This window comes from Natrinema sp. LN54 (assembly GCF_052439245.1).
In the GTDB taxonomy this organism is placed as follows: domain Archaea; phylum Halobacteriota; class Halobacteria; order Halobacteriales; family Natrialbaceae; genus Natrinema; species Natrinema versiforme_A.
Genome location: NZ_JBQVRP010000005.1, coordinates 257,889 through 276,059, shown reverse-complemented (window position 1 = coordinate 276,059; position 18,171 = coordinate 257,889). Strand labels below are relative to the sequence as shown.

The 18,171-nt window shown below is 52.6% G+C and carries 14 protein-coding genes and 2 pseudogenes; 8 read left to right on the top strand and 8 right to left on the bottom strand.

Annotated features, from left to right (window positions below):
- Positions 1-128: 128 nt before the first annotated feature.
- From ACT4ML_RS16580 to ACT4ML_RS16560, 5 genes and pseudogenes are all read right to left on the bottom strand, one after another.
- Positions 129-858, bottom strand: a pseudogene (locus ACT4ML_RS16580) (transposase); the annotation flags it as partial.
- 19 nt (positions 859-877) lie between these two features.
- Positions 878-1,510 carry a LysE/ArgO family amino acid transporter gene (locus tag ACT4ML_RS16575; protein WP_444721855.1) on the bottom strand — a complete coding sequence of 211 codons (633 nt, stop codon included), beginning with the start codon at positions 1,508-1,510 and terminating at the stop codon, positions 878-880.
- Positions 1,511-1,583: 73 nt separating this feature from the next.
- Positions 1,584-2,219 carry a helix-turn-helix domain-containing protein gene (locus ACT4ML_RS16570; protein ID WP_444721854.1) on the bottom strand — a complete coding sequence of 212 codons (636 nt, stop codon included), beginning with the start codon at positions 2,217-2,219 and terminating at the stop codon, positions 1,584-1,586.
- A gap of 266 nt (positions 2,220-2,485) precedes the next feature.
- Complete coding sequence (locus ACT4ML_RS16565) at positions 2,486-3,115, bottom strand: hypothetical protein (protein WP_444721945.1); 630 nt, start codon at positions 3,113-3,115, stop codon at positions 2,486-2,488.
- A 255-nt stretch (positions 3,116-3,370) separates the two neighbouring features.
- Positions 3,371-3,918 (bottom strand): annotated as a pseudogene (locus ACT4ML_RS16560) (IS6 family transposase); the annotation flags it as partial.
- Between the two features lie 352 nt (positions 3,919-4,270).
- Between ACT4ML_RS16560 and ACT4ML_RS16555 the strand changes: the two are divergent.
- The 3 genes from ACT4ML_RS16555 to ACT4ML_RS16545 all read left to right on the top strand — a co-directional run bounded on the left by ACT4ML_RS16555 (position 4,271) and on the right by ACT4ML_RS16545 (position 6,655).
- Positions 4,271-5,044: an IclR family transcriptional regulator gene (locus ACT4ML_RS16555; protein ID WP_444721853.1), complete on the top strand. Its 774-nt coding sequence runs from the start codon at positions 4,271-4,273 to the stop codon at positions 5,042-5,044.
- Between the two features lie 497 nt (positions 5,045-5,541).
- Positions 5,542-6,177: an IS6 family transposase gene (locus tag ACT4ML_RS16550; protein ID WP_444721852.1), complete on the top strand. Its 636-nt coding sequence runs from the start codon at positions 5,542-5,544 to the stop codon at positions 6,175-6,177.
- The gene (locus tag ACT4ML_RS16545; protein ID WP_444721851.1) at positions 6,164-6,655 is read left to right on the top strand and encodes an FAD-dependent oxidoreductase; all 492 of its coding nucleotides are present in this window, start codon (positions 6,164-6,166) and stop codon (positions 6,653-6,655) included. The genes ACT4ML_RS16550 and ACT4ML_RS16545 overlap by 14 nt, the downstream gene beginning before the upstream one ends.
- Before the next feature lie 37 nt (positions 6,656-6,692).
- On the opposite strand, the gene ACT4ML_RS16540 is transcribed toward ACT4ML_RS16545, so the two are convergent.
- From ACT4ML_RS16540 to ACT4ML_RS16530, 3 genes are all read right to left on the bottom strand, one after another.
- On the bottom strand, positions 6,693-7,679 hold the full coding sequence (locus tag ACT4ML_RS16540; protein WP_444721850.1) for an asparaginase: 987 nt from the start codon (positions 7,677-7,679) through the stop codon (positions 6,693-6,695).
- Positions 7,680-7,889: 210 nt separating this feature from the next.
- Positions 7,890-9,659 (bottom strand): Na+/H+ antiporter NhaC family protein, encoded by a 1,770-nt coding sequence (locus tag ACT4ML_RS16535; RefSeq protein WP_444721849.1) that lies wholly within the window; start codon positions 9,657-9,659, stop codon positions 7,890-7,892.
- Positions 9,660-9,858: 199 nt separating this feature from the next.
- Positions 9,859-10,623 (bottom strand): IclR family transcriptional regulator, encoded by a 765-nt coding sequence (locus tag ACT4ML_RS16530; protein WP_444721848.1) that lies wholly within the window; start codon positions 10,621-10,623, stop codon positions 9,859-9,861.
- Between the two features lie 439 nt (positions 10,624-11,062).
- Here ACT4ML_RS16530 and ACT4ML_RS16525 point away from each other — a divergent pair, with 439 nt between their 5' ends.
- The 5 genes from ACT4ML_RS16525 (at position 11,063) to ACT4ML_RS16505 (ending at position 18,170) form a co-directional block, all read left to right on the top strand.
- A complete protein-coding gene (locus ACT4ML_RS16525) occupies positions 11,063-12,298 on the top strand; it encodes a methylaspartate ammonia-lyase (protein ID WP_444721847.1) in 1,236 nt (411 codons plus the stop codon).
- 1,395 nt (positions 12,299-13,693) lie between these two features.
- Positions 13,694-14,701, top strand: a complete 1,008-nt coding sequence (locus ACT4ML_RS16520) for a Bug family tripartite tricarboxylate transporter substrate binding protein (protein ID WP_444721846.1) — start codon at positions 13,694-13,696, stop codon at positions 14,699-14,701.
- A gap of 35 nt (positions 14,702-14,736) precedes the next feature.
- Positions 14,737-16,161 (top strand): FAD-dependent tricarballylate dehydrogenase TcuA, encoded by a 1,425-nt coding sequence (gene tcuA, locus ACT4ML_RS16515; RefSeq protein WP_444721845.1) that lies wholly within the window; start codon positions 14,737-14,739, stop codon positions 16,159-16,161.
- 20 nt (positions 16,162-16,181) lie between these two features.
- Positions 16,182-16,661 carry a tripartite tricarboxylate transporter TctB family protein gene (locus ACT4ML_RS16510; RefSeq protein WP_444721844.1) on the top strand — a complete coding sequence of 160 codons (480 nt, stop codon included), beginning with the start codon at positions 16,182-16,184 and terminating at the stop codon, positions 16,659-16,661.
- Positions 16,662-18,170, top strand: a complete 1,509-nt coding sequence (locus ACT4ML_RS16505) for a tripartite tricarboxylate transporter permease (protein ID WP_444721843.1) — start codon at positions 16,662-16,664, stop codon at positions 18,168-18,170.
- Position 18,171: the final 1 nt, after the last annotated feature.

Genomic DNA, 18,171 nt, shown 5'->3' with positions numbered 1-18,171 from the left:
GCAGCTAATCCACCGAGTTGAACAAGGCGCTTCCACCTATATGGTTGATCGGTTGAGTATGAGTGCATTAGTGCGGCCACCCGTCCCACAGCTCTCGAAGTTGTTCGATGAACTTGTTCGCCTCATACCGTCTCAACAGCGACCTCTTGGTCGCCTTCGTCCTTTCGCTCGATTACCTCGCGTTCTGAGCTCGTGATCCGTTTCGGAATGAGGTAGTTGACATCGAGGTTCGAGAGCGTCTGGAAGACGCGCATCGAGTCGAACGCCCGATCACACAGGACCATCTCGATCGGGACGTGGGTCTTTTGCGCACAGAAGGAGCCGGCGGACGACACGATGAATCTGATTCGGTGGGTTCTCGTCCCACGACGAACTTTCATGCACCGGCTCAACGGCTAGTACAAGCGGGATATTCCGTCCGACAACCGAGAGGGTCGCGAACTTGAATGCTCGGCCCTCACCGTTTTTCGTCCCGCTCACTATCGGTATCTCAGCTGTCCGCCCGTAGTAGGGGATGGTCGTAATGTCGATCGCAACGTCACGGGCCGGCGAAACGACGCTTCAGACTCGATAACTGAGAGTACACGGCTCGTGGCACTATCGAATCCCTCGAGCAAGTTCTCCGGAGTGAATTGTTTGACTGTCCTACGATGAGTATCTCCGTGATGGGTTCGCCCTCTGTTAGAGAATCGAGCGAACCGATGAGCACCCTGTGCCGTCCCCATCGTACGAGCTCATAAACGACTGCAGCTCGAAGATACAGGTATCTGGATAGCTAGCATTCTGTGCCCGGTTTGTTTGAAGCGAATTGAAGGCGTATGTGCGAGTTAAACGGATAGTTCTCCAGATTTCGGACTCATCACTTGCTATCACTTCTCTATACGATCTCTAATAATCCAATAAGCTGCCAGCCCAGGTAGAGCGCGACAATCCAGACGACAACTGCTGAGACCGTATTGAGATACCGCATCCCACGGTCAGCATTTGCCGACTCTCCTAGTGCCCACCCCGCGACAGCGAGCCCACTAAACCATCCCCACGACACGAACAGGCAACCTGCAGTGAATATCCAGCGGTTTAGCCCGGAATAGGCTAATGCATTAGTCCCAATCACACCAATAGTATCCAAAATCGCATGTGGGTTCAGTAATGAGACAGATGCTGTAAACCAGATCTGCTCACGCGTTCCGAGAAATTCCTCTGTCTGTGGGTCCACATCGAGCGCAGGTGAGGAGTAAAGTGCCCATCCGATGTAGAGCAAGAACGCGAATCCAGCCCCAAACAGCACGGTCTGCAACCACGCAAATTGGAGAACCACGACCGAAACACCGAGAACCGCGAGAAGGATTAGTAGTGTGTCAGAAATCCCCGCGGTAAGCACAGTCGGAAGGGCCCGGGTGAGACGGGGCTGAACTGCACCCTGCTGAAATATAAAGACGTTCTGTGGACCGAGTGCAACGATGAGACCGATTGCGAGGACGATTCCATGTGTGAATGCAGTGAGAGACATATGCAACTACTATTGGGCGAGAGAAGGGAGAACCCGTCCCCTACATGTATGGCTCGCTACTCCGGGCGAGGTATTACCGAAAAGGAGTGAATAAACGGGATTCCGCTTTCCGGAGGTGTTCAGTTACAGTTGCCTTTGTAATGCCGAGATCGCCCGCGAGGTCGGTCGCGGAGACCTTTCGAGGCCAGTCATAGTATCCCTGCTGACACGCATATTCGAACACTTCCCGCTGTCGAGGGGAAAGAACATCCAATTGACACGGGCCACTTGGCTGGCGGCCGTTGGAGGTGACTCGCTGAATGTCTATATCAGCATCAGTTTCGGAGCTCACATCGCTGAGTTGTTCTTGGGCTTCGTGGCGATCCATCGTGGTAATCACACTCCACTGCTCACGACCACTCGTCATCTGGTAGGTCCGTCGTGGGACGAAGCCGTGAGCAACGAGTGAATCAATGATGTTCTCCCCTGTATCAACGCCCCATTCGACGAGAAATCCTCGTGTCGCAGTCCCAGTAGTAACTGGGACTTCGACCCCGTCTTGACTACCTATCGTCCAGACATCGTCTGTGAGTGCCGATTCTTGAATCTCTGTAATTGTTTGGTCAACCTCAGAAATCGACTGTGCAGAGGCTGTAAAGAGACCGTGAACTGTATCGTTGGTTGAATAGAGGCCGTGTCCAAGGAGATCCGCGTTGGTATCTTCTGTCACGTGGAGCGTCCAACACTGCGGATGCCAAATATCAAGGGTGAGTTCAATACTTCCTTCCTCTCCGTTTCTCACAGCCATTCTTAGTAGAGAAAGTATTCCGAGGGTTATGAATCCATCCTCCGAAATTGTGAGCGATAGAGGCGACCAGAAGTTGAGACCACGTCGTCCAATGCATATGGGATTGGCATTCGTCCATCACTTCATTTTAACAAGTCTTCACTGGAAAGCCGATATAGAGAAAGTGCGAATTTATCGCGATGAATTTGTCAGTCTTGGATCTCGTTTCGGAACGTTTCGAGTGATTGAATACACTCATCTATTTGCTGGGCCGCCTTCTCGGGCGATTCCAACTTAGAAACATCCTCGTACTTGTGCCGAATCCCATATAGGAATGCCTCCACTCTTTCCTCGAAGGTGTACTCTTGGTGCCCCGATATAGTGTCAAGCACCATCCACCACCCGACCGGGTGTTTTGCATTCTCTTCTGGATAGGAGTCAACTGGCGCTGGTGGGATCTCGAATTCCTCGAAAGCGGCCTTAGTCGCCTGATTCGCAACGCGATGGAGTTGGAGTAGTAACTCTCCACCCTGCTCCCCTGCAATCTCGTACCAGTCCTCCGTCACCTCGGTCACGTCCCATTCCGACACGAGCCCCTCCTCGACGAGGTCGTCCCAGTCGTCAGACTCGTGGTCGACGAGAGTTTCCATGTCACCTGCAACCGTGATCCAGACGTTGCTGCCACCGGCTGCGTCGTGCGTCAAGGGCATGAACGCCGCGTGATCGCAGAACTCCTGCTGCGGGAGCCTCTCGACTGCGTCTAAGATGTATCGGTCGATGAGTTGCCGGTTTTCAGTCTTGCCGTGAGTCGTAAAGTGGACTTCACTAATCTGTTGCATGCGTTCATATCCTCTGCACCCAGAGGAAAAGGAATTGTCAATACTGCAAAAAGTACCCCAACGACCAAGGGGATTCAAGTTTGAGTATGGAATATCCGAACAAACAATTTCTGATCGAAATCGATACATCCCCATTCTTCCTAGCAGTTTTCGCATGTGCGCCGGCGGCACCGTAGTTATGGTTCCCGCACCCAATTGGAGACGAAAGATGATTTTATAATACAACGATATCTGTATCACCTGTACTGAGCAGTATAGATAGTTGACCTGACCGCTCAAACCTAATCGAGAAAGGGCAGTCCGATAGCCGAATTGATCGACGAGAAACATAGCCTCCGAAAGATCGTGTTTCTCTTTGAGTTGATGCAGAAACGCAGCCGCTGGATCGGTGCCGTGCCGACCAAACAGAGCGATGTCGAGAATCAACTTTGTCTCGATGTCTATTGCAGCATACAACCAAGACCACTCGCCATTGATTTTGACAGCGGTCTCGTCAACCGCGACCCTTGACGGCTTTGCCGTCCTCAGAACGCTTCGCGTTCTGATGGGCCGCACGAGAGCGGAACTCTCGTGGATGTCGGCGGGTCGCACCCGCTGTCAGCCAGCCGATGTACCCAATTCCAAACCGCTCTATGCGAGCGTTAAACGCCTAATTCAGCTAAAGTCGTTGTTGTCTCCCGAAGAGGACAACCTGTTTCGTGGAGGCGGACGGCGAACGCCCTGACGGGCGTTGCCGTCCGCTCGTTCTCCCAAAATTCTTCTAAATTCGCTGCATAGCTCTCACTGAGCAGGTTTGCGAGCATCCTTGGACAAGAAACTCAACGACCTGCTCACTTCTCAAACTGACTCAACTAGACAGTGCCAACTAGGCAGTTCTATCCCAAATATGTTGGTATATATTTATTTTAAGGAATATTTAATTTAGATATTATTTTATATAAATAGTGGCTATTAATAGTGAGAGGATAAAACAACCATTTCTCTTATTAATATAAGTAATAGTGATTCAATACAGAGTATGAAGACATCACATATTGTGAATCGAATCTATTAGGTAATTCAATCATTAGAGCGGTACAGACGCGCATTATCGGGATAGAGAGTGGAAATGCGAAAATTCACAGTATGTATATAGCCCTTTCTGGTATACTAATTATGGCCAATAACTCATCTTCCGGCCGTCACCTCAAAACTCTTGAGACTGCTGCCGAACTGGTCGATATCATACAGCAGCAAAGCGGAATGTCGATTGAATCTCTTGCAAAAGAGCTTGACTTAGCAGAAAGTACTATACATGGATACGTGAAAACTCTTGAAAATAATGGATATCTAGTTTATGAGGATGGGAAATATCACATCGGATTGGAATTTTTGAATAAGGGTGGTCATGCTCGGACGAGAAAGCCAGAATATGATTTTATAATATCGAAATTAGAGGATTTAGCTGAACAGACTGGCGAACGCGTCCAATTTATTGTTGAAGAAAATGGAAAAGCATACTATGTCCATACGTCAATCGGGCAAAATGCTGTTCAGGTGGATGCCCATATTGGGAAGGTAATCCATCTTCATGCGAGCTCTGCCGGAAAGGCTATTCTTGCTCATTTACCAGAGGATCGCGTAAAGCAGATCCTCAACCAGTGGGGAACTCCGGCATACACTCAACATACAATTACCAGTGAGGAAGAATTGCTCGAAGAACTGAGAACCATCCAGGAGAGGGGGTATTCAATTAGCGATCAAGAATCGATTAGCGGTCTTCGTGCAATTGGGGTACCAATTTGTTCCCAGAGTAGTGGCCACCCACTTGGGGCAATTAGTCTCTCGGGTCCGGCACATCGGCTCAAAGGAGAGTGGTTCGAACAAGATATTCCAGATATTGTTCTTGCAGTCGTAAACGAAATAGAACTCGACCTGGAGTATCATTAGTCGAGATTCGATATAGATCATTTCGGCTCTGTTGAAATCCTATTCTTCAGATACTTTCTTACCCGAAATAGCCGATCGATGAGAGCCACGAGTTGACGACAAATCGGTCACGCGTCCTGTTCACCCCAAATCACGCTGAAAGCTCGTCCGATCGGGTATCCAACCACGGTAATCACGCTAGAGATGATTACTGCGCTGACAAGTGAAAATATGAAAGCGCCCGGACCCGCCGTGACTGGAATAAACAAATTGACTGTGAAAGCAAAACTTGGGCCGAATGCGAGTATCCCAATGAAATCTCACCCTGAAACGCCCGGAAGACAACGACGACGGCAACAAAGAGCGCGATTCCCTTGACAATAGCCGATTGTACTGAAGTTACGGGTTCCAAGTCCCAGACTCGCAAGCTAATCAACGTCCCAAAAAGAAGAAATGCGGACGTGGGGCGCTGTTTCGTTAAGCGTGAAAAGTGAGGCGGCACGATTTTGTGGTGCTCTATGCCAAAAATCGACCGCCTCAGTGGGCGTAGCGACTGGATCGATTTGAGTTGTGTGGAGCGAGAACGGACACCGCGTCAGCTACTGGAGCTCGGTATTCGACTTCATCTTGCTGGTCTCTCGCTTTCGAATACCGTTCGAGAATTAGAGAAGTTCGGTGTCGAACGTAGTCGCAAGGCAGTCCACGATTGGGTTCACAAGTGCGATCTCCAGCCGGCGGATGACGAGAACCCGAATCACGTCGCGCTCGACGAGACAGTAATTCAACTCGACGAACATCGGTATTGGCTGTACACTGCTGTTGATCCGGAAACGAACAAAATTCTCCATATACGGCTGTATTCGACGACTACGACCGCGTTGACAGAACGGTTTCTGCAGGAACTCACTGAGAAACATGCCCTCGACGATACCGTGTTTCTCGTCGATGGAGCAAAACATCTTCAGACTGCACTCCGTCGCTCTGGGCTCCGATTTCGATACGAGAACCATGGAAATCGGAACGCTGCTGAACGTGTCTTTCGTGAGATAAAACGACGTACTTCTTCGTTCTCAAACTGCTTCAGTCACGCAAAACCATCAACAGCAGAGTCGTGGCTCCAAGCCTTCGCCGTCTGGCAGAATGCTACAAACTAAACACGACCGATACACCGGTGAGATCTACGCCTATCCTCGGATGGATACGGTCGTTCTTGGGGGGAGTCGAATTCCCGTTTCTCCTAGTGAAGAGTGGATGGGACACATACCTAGTGCCTCCCAACGAGTCGGAGGGGTAGAAGTGCCATCACGGATCGGCGAACTCAACGACAAATTGCTCAAGACGTACGCGAGCATTTCCATCAAGGAGGGGGATTTGACGGGCCGGTATGGCTTTCGGCCGGTTCGGGATCCGGATGGTCACGGTGTCCGAATTGAACGCAACTCTCTCGATGATCGTCCAGTTGTTCACAACTGTGGCCACGGCGGAGCAGGTGTGACCCTCTCTTGGGGTTCGGCAGCGAAAGCGAGCAAGCTCGTGGGCGAAGTTATCGAGCCAGATCCAGCCCCACTCTCCGTGTCACAGGAATTTGCCGTCGCGGAGCGGTTGGCTACACGGATCCGTTCCAACCGCTAACTACATATCACATTCCAATTAATTTAAGAAATGTATGTCACACATACCCATGACCATCGATTTGACTGGAATCAAACGCCTCTAAAACCGTATCCCCAGATTGTTGTGACAGGGCTACTAGGAGTTTAATTCGGGCCTTGTGGGCGGGAAGGTTCGATGCGAATAGCACACCCTCTTCTTCGAGAACTGCGCCGCCTCCTTTTGAACCGTACACTGGCGAGACGACTCCGTTGTGACACCGCGACGTAATAACGACGACAACATCGTCGTCAACGGCATCACCGATGGAATCTGCAACGCTCGTGGGAACATTTCCGAGTCCGAGCGCATCAACGACGATTCCATCAACGCCGCAATCGATGGCGTGAGCAATCTGTCTTCCATCGGTGTCCGTCGATGTCGGTACAACCTCGACGGTCGCCGTGATATCTTGTGTGGGAATCGTCATCGATAGACTCTCGGGTCGACGGTAGAACCAGAGACCGTTCGGTGTCTGATCGGCGACCGGCCCGTAGTTGCCCGAACCGTACGCGTCGAGATTGCTGCTGTGGTCTTTCGTCACTGGTCGTGCTGCGTGAAGACGGTCGTTGAAGAAGACGTAGGCACCCGTCCGAACGTGATCGTGACTCGCTGCCGCGAGGGCCCCGCGAAGGTTTGCTGGCCCGTCGGGACTACGGCTATCGTACGGCCGTTGTGCCCCAGTGAGAACGACTGGTATGTCAACATCAAGCACGAGATCGAGATAGTACGCGGTCTCTTCGATCGTATCGGTTCCGTGGAGGACAACGACTCCGTCGATATCGTCGGCGACGGCTCGCACGCGATCACTCAGTGTCACGAGATCGTCGATCGTCAACTCCGAACTCGGAGTTTGCGTGAGTTGCTCCAGTTCGATATCAACGTGCTCGAAACTCTCCGGATAGGCCTGTACTAACTCCTGTACAGACTCGGTTGGGACCGTCCCGGTATCGCTCGAGGTACTCGCGATCGTGCCGCCGGTGGCAATGACGTACACAGTCGACATACGTTGTACTGTCCGAACAAAACGTATATCCGTTGTGATTGACGTTGACCACGACGCTCTCCTGTCAGCGAGAGGCACCTCGCCGTTTACGGTGCGGAGAATATCGAGACGGATCGTTCGTGTTGTCTCAGGTATTGGATAATACGCATTTGACCACACTTTCGCTTCTCTCTTCATCAAAAACGCTGAAACAGAATAACTGTCTTCCCGCTAGAAGCCAAGGGTCATAAACCCGAATACCAGGCAAAGATAGGCGATAACGATCCCGACTGCGGTCAGCGGGATCGATTCAACGAAATTGTATCGGCCATTGATCCGCGTTGTGTCGGTTTCGCCTCCGTTTTCGATCGCATCGACGTCGATTTCTCCGTTGTCGATGGCCTCGGTAGTCGGCATGACTTCGGGCAGGTTCTTGCGGCGAGCATCGAACTTGTTCAGCGCGATGACGGAGCCTGCGGTAAGGACAACTGACAGTGGGAGCAACACCAGTGGCGACGTCACACCGACTGCATACAGGAGCAACATCAGTATCGTCACGCCGGCCGCGGTCATCGCGAACGGAATCTGCGTCGTCACGTGATCGATGTGATCCGATCCTGCAAAGATTGAGGACATGACGGTCGTATCGCTGATCGGAGAGACATGGTCGCCCCAGATCGCGCCGCCGAACAGGACGCCCATGAGAACCGGCAGGATCGACAGTCCGGACAGTTCGTAGCCGAGCGGAATCGCGAGCGGTGTCAGGATCGCCATGGTCCCCCACGACGTCCCAGTCGTGAACGCAATGAACATCGCGGCGACGAAGATGATAAGCGGTAGGAACGATCCGGGAACGCCGCTGTTGACCATCACGTCGACGATGTACTGTGCCGTCCCGACCTGTTCAGCTGCGTGACCGATGCTCCAAGCGAGGACGATGATCGCAGCTGCGATCATCATCGTCTTGAATCCGTTAATCACGGTATCGCTCGCTTCTTCGAGGTCCATGGTGCCGAATCCGACGGCACCGAGCATGCCGACGGCCATGAACGCGAACGAACCGTATAGGAGACCGAGTGCGACATCGGTTTCTTGGAACGCAGTCGCGATATCGACGCCGGACTGGTGGCCGCCACCGAGCCACCACATCGAGATGAGTCCAACGACCAGCAGCGACAGAATCGGCGCGAAGAAATTGATCAGCGTCGGGTTCTTCTCGCTTGGCTCACCGACATCGGTCGTGATGTCCGAGAGTGGCGTCGCATCGTCCCGGCGAGTCTTCTTTTTTTTGCGCGAACGCCATTCCGCGTTCAGCATCGGACCGTAGAACCGCTGTGTAATCGAAATGAATCCGACCATGAAGAACGCGAGGAAACAGTAGATATTCCACGGAATACTCTGCAGGAAGAGCCCGAACGCGGTGATACCGACTTCTTCAGCCGTGAACCGGGCAGCTTCGAACCCAACGATGATCATCGATACTTGATATCCGATCCAGTTCGAGACGGGTCCAAAGGTCGTAACCGGCGAGGTTGTCGAATCTAGCACGTAGGCATGCATCTCTCGGGAGGTATTGTTTTCCTGAGAGAGTTCGCGAGTTGCGTTCCCGGTCACGATGGTGCTCGTATACGAGTCGAAGAAAATGAAAATCCCAATAAGCCATGTGAGGATCTGGGAGTCCCGGGCCGTGTTCACACGATGGCCGATCCAGTTCTGGAGCGCGATGATCCCGCCTGATTTGTAAACGAACGCAGCACCAGCACCCATGAACATAATCAGGATCAGGAACTTGGTGTCAAATGGTGATCTGACGACTTCTACGATCCAATCCATCGACAGCGCCGTCGCCGCGATCGGATTCCAGTCGGCGATCATCAACGCACCAATCCATACACCAGCGAACAACGACACGAGCACCTGCCGCGTATACATCGCGAGTACAATCGCGAGAAGCGGCGGTGCCAATGCCAGTGCCGCAACCGGAAGGGATTCGTATGACATACACACTCAATGTGAGAGCTACACTATTTTAATCTTTTGTTTGAATATCGGGGAAGCGAGTAGATGGAGACACACAGTGTCGTTCTCTACCAGATATTCAACAGATATAGCCAGAAAATAGATGCGTACAACATTTCGATTTGTAAGTAAAGCGGCCACAATCGGACGACTATCGGTCCTTTCGTCGACTCGAGGCCGACTACAGGAGCCCTTGTGAGACCAATTCCGACTCGAAATCCGCCACAACTCGCTGCAGGATATCGGGAAATTCCTGATGGAGGTCGGTGTCTTCGATCCGGTATGACGGACCGGAGATTGTGAAGCCGCCGATAACGGCCCCATTGGGTCCCTCGGCGACGACGCCGGCAACGCGTTTCCCCGGAATCGACTCCTGATCGTTGATCGCATAGCCCCGTTCCCGAATGCGCTCGAGTTCAACATCGAGTTCCGATCGCGACGTGATCGTTTCCTCAGTGAGTTCCGGGAAACCCCACCGGTCGGCAATCGTGTCGACGCGTGACTCCGGCAATCGAGCAAGGATCGCCTTCCCGATAGCCGTCGTATGCATGTACTCGTAGTTATTGAGCCGAGAACTCGGCTTGGCGGAACTACCGACCGAATCAAACAGCGTCACGATGCGACCGTTCTCCTCGATTCCGAAGTCGGATTCCTCGTTCGACTGCTCAGCGAGTTCGATGACGTACTTGCCCGCCAGTTCGTACACTTTGCTGCGGTTCCGGACGTACATCCCGATGTGATAGAACCGCGCTCCGAGGCGGTATTCGTCTCCGTTGGAGGCGATGTAGCCGTGTTTCGCGAGGGTATAGAGGTGTTTGTAGACAGTGCTCTCGGATAGCTCGAGCGCCGCCGCGAGTTCGGCCGGCGTTGCCCCATCGAGTTCCTGAATTGTCTCGATCACCGCTAACGACGTTTCGGTCGTCATTAGAAGTTGACTCTCGGTCATACGTTCTCTCTCTCATCAAACCCCATAAATCCATGTATTATAGAATATATCGTTCCGCGTAGCGATTTCCCACTGATTACATCGATAGTGGGGTACTCATCCCCTGTTTGGTACAGATATCCTAGGAATTGCGTGTCATGATTTTCACTCCCTCTTCTTTGGAGAGACTGCCCCCTCTTCACCCACCGCATCCGGGTCGTTGAAGCGGAACATGGGCAATTCAGCCACCTCGTGCCGTCCTACGATTCACCGCTATTATTACACTCATATGTGTGTAATCGGACGCTGTTCTCGCCGACCCAGCAAAGAAATGCAGTAGAGGAGTTCCACATATAGTAGAATGAAACCAGCCATCGGATTGGGTACAACCTGAAACAACGATTATTCTATAATAGGAATTTATATATAACACCCCAGTAAATACTAACACGGACGATACATGACAGAGATAGCTAACGTAACCGCAGTAGTGACGACGGGTGGCTACTACTTCGACGATAAGGAAGCTATCGTGGCGAACGCAGAGCAAGACGGATTTCTGTACAACGGACAGGCAGTTACCTCGGGGTATACCGATGTCCGTCAACCGGCCGAAGCAGCGAGTGTAATAATCGAACTCGAAGATGGCCGAACCGCTCTCGGTGATTGTACAGCGGTCCAATACTCCGGATTCGGTGGTCGCGATGCGTTTTTCACTGCGGAGGACCACCTCGACGAGATCGAGACGACGATTTCGGAGGCCCTCGTCGGTCGAGATGCCAGTGCGTTTACGACCAACGTCGAGATCCTGAGCGACATCGCTGACACGGAAGAGTTACACACGGCAGTCCGATACGGGGTCTCCCAAGCGTTACTGGATGCCGCAGCAACGGCTTCTGCACAGACGATGACCGAGGTAATCAGTACCGAATACGGCATCGACCGTGCACCCCAACCGGTTCCAATCTTCTGTCAAAGCGGCAGCGACCGCCGTCGAAACGCCGAAAAAATGATTCTCAAAGAGGTTCCCGTTCTTCCCCACGGGCTGTTTAATTCGGTAGACGAGATCGGCCAAGAGGGAGAACAGCTCCTCGAGTATCTAGATTGGCTCAGCGGTCGAGTGACCGAACTCGGTTCTCCGGAATACGACCCGACGTTTCACGTGGACATCTACGGGACAGTCGGCGAAATTTTTGCTCCTCCGTACGATCGCGACGAGGTGATAGACTACTTCGCAGCGCTCGACGACGCTGCATCGCCGTATTCGCTTCAAATAGAGAGCCCGATAGAAGCAGGATCACGCGACGAACAGATCCACGTGCTCGGAGCACTCCGAGACGGCCTGACTGAGTGTTCGGTACCCGTAGACATCATCGCCGACGAGTTTTGTAATACCTATGACGACGTCACCGCCTTTGTCGATTCTGGCGCTGTCGATATTGTCCAGATCAAGACGCCCGATCTCGGTGAAATCACTGCAAGTATCGATGCTGTCCAGTACTGCGAAAACACCGATACGCGTGCATACTTAGGCGGAAGTTGCGCGGAAACGGATGTCTCTGCCCGAGTCTGTGCACAGGTGGCGCTCGCAACGCAACCGGCACAAATACTGGCCAGACCCGGAATGGGAGTCGATGAAGGGTATCAAATCGTTGCCAACGAGATGGCTCGGACATCCTATCGAATAAGCAATTGACGACCTTACGAAGCGGTGTTAAGTTAGGAATGAGGCGGTCGAAGATTCGGATACTCATGACCGAAACTGACCGCCTCAACGGATCTACTGCTCAGAATACTGAAGAAGGAACTGCTCTGGCGATATCGTCCCAAAGGACGAGATTATATGCTCGCCGGACTACAACCCTTAATTTACAACCATATATTTGTAAATCATATAGGCGTGATGATACTCTCTCGAAATAGAAGGCGCGTCTGCGCATTATAGACATGCTAGCGTAAACCAAGATGATGATCGTACCGAACGAACGTCTTTCTGCATCGTGCGTGGAATGCGGTCGACTATAGGCGTTTCACGTAGAAGGCGGTCTGATTGGGACCGTTGCCGAGACGTGAAATCACTCGTCTGTTGGCTTCTATTCAAATGCTTTCCGGTACAAGAATCCCGCCACGCTCTTTTACAACCATCGTTCTGCAGGGTAGAGCATGGAGACAAGATATCAATGAAGAAAGTTTGTGAATCAAGTGCTACTAATTTCCAATTCTTGGCTGGTGCCACACTCTATCATCAGATGATGGCGGATCGCGCGCGAGATAAATTCGTCCTGCCTAACTATAAATTCTATCCCTCCTCGCACATATTCGGGAAATAATGCGAGAAATCGTTTTTATTACTAACTTATGGTTGATAACAGATGAGTCGCATATCGTGAATTGGCAAATATGGCCGTAGCAGGATTCTCATTGCCGTTGATCAGTATATCTGCCCTTCAAAGCTAGTCACACCTACGTCTATCTGCACCATTTTCCATGAGATTATTTACGATACCTGATTTCGTGCTATATTCGGCTGTTATAGCCTTAAAATGCCAACTTTGGCCATTTGAGTCCAAAACTAGGCCGCCATCTGATTTACGAGATGTGAAGATCTCCCATGTTCCGCGCGAGAGTTATATGACGGGGGTGTATCTGATAACTCCCTGAGAAATCATCAGCGTATGTTAGGTAAACGCTCTCATCGCCAATGAGATCGGGTTTACGCGGAGTACCCCATTGATTTCCTGCCCTCCTACTGCTGTCTAAATGCAGAATACGATAACCTCTTTAGCGAATTAATCAAGAAACATGGCCGTAAATACTGGTAAATGACGAGGAGTCGTTTTTCGCGCGTAGGACTGTTAGAGCGCCATCCCTAGATAAAATCATTATATAAATCAAATAATTGTTTTAGGCCTGATACTGCATTAAAGGGGAAAAGCCCGTTCTGGGCTGCCAAACTTCCACTTAGGCGTGACGAACGACTCTCGCTTCGAATAGAATATCAGTAGCATCACTTCTCGTGAATACAGTCACTGACAGCTAATATACCCTCATAATCGTTAGCCTTAATACTGGAGAATTTGACGGTCGGTATATGGTACGTGACAACAGTGCCTCCGCGACGCGTCGTGGATTGATCATTGCAGCTGGTACCGGTACCGCAGCACTCGCGGGCTGCAGTTCGCTTCAGACTGGCGGTGGCGAATATCCCAGTAAAAATATAACTTACATCGTCCCCTTCAGTCAGGGTGGCGGTACCGATACTTACGCTCGGAAGATTATGTCTCAGGTATCCAACGAGCTGGATGTTGGGGTCGCAGTTGAGAACGCGCCGGGGGCTGCCTCGCTGAAAGGGGCTGCCCAGATCTTGCGCTCTAAACCCGACGGATACACGTTCGGTGGATTCAATCCACCGTCCACGCCCATTTCCTACCTCGTACACCAGCCGGACTGGGATATCACTAAGCTTATGCCAGTCTGTACGTACGCCCGGACGCCCTACGGTATCTTCGCGAACCCCGAACACAATATCACTGGTCTCCAAGATCTCGTTGAGCGTTATCAGTCTGGGGACCTCGAGAAATTTGCGGGGCTTGGGCGTGGTGGCATAGTCAATCTCGCTGCCATTGTGATGAAGAACGATTACGGTCTGAATTACGATCAATACGTCGCCTACGACGGTGCTGGGCCTGCAATTAAAGCGGCCATCTCTGGTGAAGTTCCGGTCGTCGCGACCACCGACACTGCCGCGCAGAGTGCCGTCGAATCAGGTGACCTCGAGACTGTCTCCATCCTCTCAAGTGATGGCAGCTCTGTCTTCCCTGAGGCACCATCTCCGTCGGATGCCGGTTTCAGCAGCATCGACTACATCGGTCAACTCACTCGGTGCATGTATTTGCCCCCTGAAACGCCGACAGACATCCGCGATTCCCTCGCTGATGCTGTCAAGGCCGCACTTCAAACCGATGAAATACAGACTTGGTCCAATCAGACAGGGAACATTGTTGAATACGGCTCCCCCGAACAAGCTAGAAAGGCTCTGAAGGACTCCATCAACACGATTCCGGAGAAAGTCGATATGTCAAACCTTCGTGGCGAATAACCTCATCCGTTCCCCGAACCTACATATACACCAACATGAACACATCTGGCTATACTGATACGCACAAGTACAACATCGTAGTCGTCGGTAGTGGTACTGCCGGCCTCACGGCCGCACTTCGCGCTGCGGAACTTGATCACTCTGTTGCCGTCCTCGAGAAAGCCCCTCGTGAACGACAAGGCGGGAACACCCGATTCAGCGAATCGTTCCGTGTCCCCTCTGCCGGGACTGACCTCGAACAGTACGGCTTCGAATTCGACATCAAAGACTACACTGTCGACGAGTTTTACGAGGATATTCTCGATCAGACCAGTAACCGGGCAGATCCGGACCTCGCTCGCTACCTCGCCGAAAATGCGGGTGATACCCTCGAATGGCTCACCGCCTCAGCCGGCGTTGACTGGCAAATGGAACCGCTCGCTGTCGGCTATACGGTGGCGCGTACGTGGTTCGATGGCGAAGAATACGTCGATACCGTCACCGAAGCCGCTGAAGACGAAGGTGCGGACTTCTACTTCAAGACTGAAGCTCGCGGTTTCCACCGAGACAGCGATGGCCGCGTAGTCGGAGTAGACGCGATTACCGATGACGGCCTGGTCCGCTTCGAGGCTGACGCCGTCGTGCTTGCTGCCGGCGCATACAGTTCAAGTGACGAAAAGCGCGTCCGATACTATGGACGTGACTATGACGCGATGACGGTGCGCGGTAGTCGGTACAATACCGGTGAAGCGCTCGAAGCAGCCAGCGATGTTGGTGCCGATCTGGTTGGTCAGTGGGGCGGTGCCCACATGGCACTTATCGACGCTGCTAGCCCGGATGTCGCTGGTGGTGCAAACCGTGTTGACGGCTACCAGTACGGTGTCATCGTGAACGACGAAGGTGAACGGTTTGTCGACGAGGGACAGGACGCTCGTGCACACACCTACGCGAAGTTCGGCCGTCTGATCTTCGAGGAGCCGAATCATGTCGCATACATTGTTGTCGACTCGAAAGTTCACGATCTCCTTCGTGCAACTGGGCCGTCGGATCCCATTGTCGCGGATGATCTCTCAGACCTTTTGGAGGAAGTCGGATGTAGTGACCTCGAGACGGCAGTTGCAACCATTGAAGAATACAACGCTGCCTGCGATCCCGATGCGTTCGAACCGGAGGTTCTTGACGGGAACGAAGCGACCAGCGTTACACCTCCGAAGACAAACTGGGCACTTCCTATCGACAAGCCTCCTTACTACGCATACGCAGTCACCGGTGGTATCACGTTCAGCTTCGGTGGCGTTCGTACCAATACGGACGCAGAAGTCGTTGACAGTCGCGGCGAGATGATTCCGGGGCTCTATGCTGCTGGGAACAGCACCGGCGGGCTGTTCTTCGACAACTACCCCGGTGGGACTGGGCAGATGAACGCAGCCGTGTACGGAAAAACTGCGGCCGAATCCGCTAACGAGTACATCCAAGTATGAGCCGTTCCAAACCATCAACAATGAACCGCCTCACAGATGTGGCCCGCGGCGAGCATGTGTTTGCCGCGCTGCTGACCGCACTGGCCGGGTACATGTTTGTCACAGCCTACGATTTCCCACCAGCGGCACGCCTCTTCCCACAGGCTGCGTCTGGGCTTGTTCTAGTCGCAGCCGCGCTCCGCGTTGTGAACCATTTCATCCCCTACGAGTTCACCAGAAATGACTCCGTCGTCCTCAGTGGCTCGGATGCCGATGAGTCATCAACGTCGGAGACGGAGGACCGAACCCGCATGCTTGTCCTCGGTACGCTCATTACGGGGTATATCCTCGCCGGGTACGCTGTTGGACTGTTCTGGGTGACTCCGCTCTTCGCGTTCGCCTACCTCGTATACACGCGCCAGAAGTGGTGGGTGACCGCGATTATCACAGCCGCGCTAACCGGGGTCGCTTACGTCTTCGTAGTGCTCATGAACGTCGACATCGTCACTGGGGGAATCTAAATGGCAGATCTTAACGTCCTCATCCACGCGATCGAGACGGTGTTGTCGTGGCCAGGCATTGCGCTCATCGCACTCGGTGTCGTCATCGGTATCATCGGTGGCGGCCTCCCCGGCGTCGGGGGTGCGCTTACCCTAGCAATTGCGACACCATTTACACTCCAGATGGGGGCTGTGAACGCGATCATCTTCCTCATCGGGATATACAATGGCGTCATGTACGGGGGCAGCATCTCCGCGATCCTGTTCAATGTTCCCGGATCCGCGTCTGCAGCAGCGACGACACTCGAGGGCTATCCGATGGCGAGAGAAGGACGTGCCGTCGACGCACTTACTATCTCCGCTGTCTCTTCAAGTATCGGTGACTTCCTCGGAGGAGTGGCCGTTCTCGCGATACTGCCCGTGCTCGTGTCGGTCGTTCTCATGTTCGGAACGCCCGAGTACTTCCTAGTCGCGGTCCTCGGACTTTCGCTCATCATCATCGTCTCTGAAGGATCGTTCCTAAAAGACGTGATGGCGGGTGGGTTCGGCGTAATGCTCGCAACTGTCGGAGTCGCACCAATGCTTCCGGTACAGCGGTACACGTTCGGTCAGCTCGGCCTCTACAATGGGATTAGTTTCGTCGCAGCTCTCATTGGTATCTTCGCTGTCTCGGAGATGCTTCGTCTGAGTAAGCAGGGCGGAGCAATTTCGCGTGGTGGGGCCGTTGATATCGGAGGGAGCGTCCGGTCCGGTATCCAGACAGTCCTCGCGAAACCGATCACGCTCGTCAAGTCCTCAGTCATCGGCTTACTTGTCGGTGCAGTCCCTGGTTCTGGAGGATCTGTCTCGACGTTCATTGCGTACGGAGAAGCAAAACGCGCCTCCAAAAACCCTGAAAAATTCGGAGACGGATCGGAAGAAGGCATTGTCGCTACAGAGTCTTCGAACAATGCGACTGTGAGCGGATCGCTGATTCCGACACTCACGTTCGGTATTCCGGGGAGCACCACGACCGCCGTCCTCATTGGTGCGCTAATGCTTCACGGTATCCGCCCTGGTCCAGCGCTCTTCGGTGCACAGATCAATCTCACGTACTCGATATTCGTTACACTCATCGTATGCAGTTTCGTCATCCTCGCCCTCGGTCTCCTCGTGGTTCGGTGGGCAGGCTACCTGACGACGGTAAACACCTCTGTAATCATTCCCATCATCATCGTGCTGTCTATACTGGGCGCGTTCTCGCTTAATTCGAACTACTTTGATGTGTTTGTCGTACTCACATTGGGGATTATTGGGTACTTCATGGAGTCATACGATTACTCCCTCGTCGCGTTCCTCTTGGGGCTCATTCTCGGTCCCATCGCAGAGGAGAATCTCTCTCGGTCGCTCTCACTCAGCAACGGGAGTTTTGACATCTTCTTCACAACGCCTCTCCGGCTGTTGTTGGTCGTAGCATCGGTAGTGATCATTGTCGGCCCGTATCTCGGTCCAATGTTAAAAAAACAGTTCAATTCAATCACAGAAGCTTAAA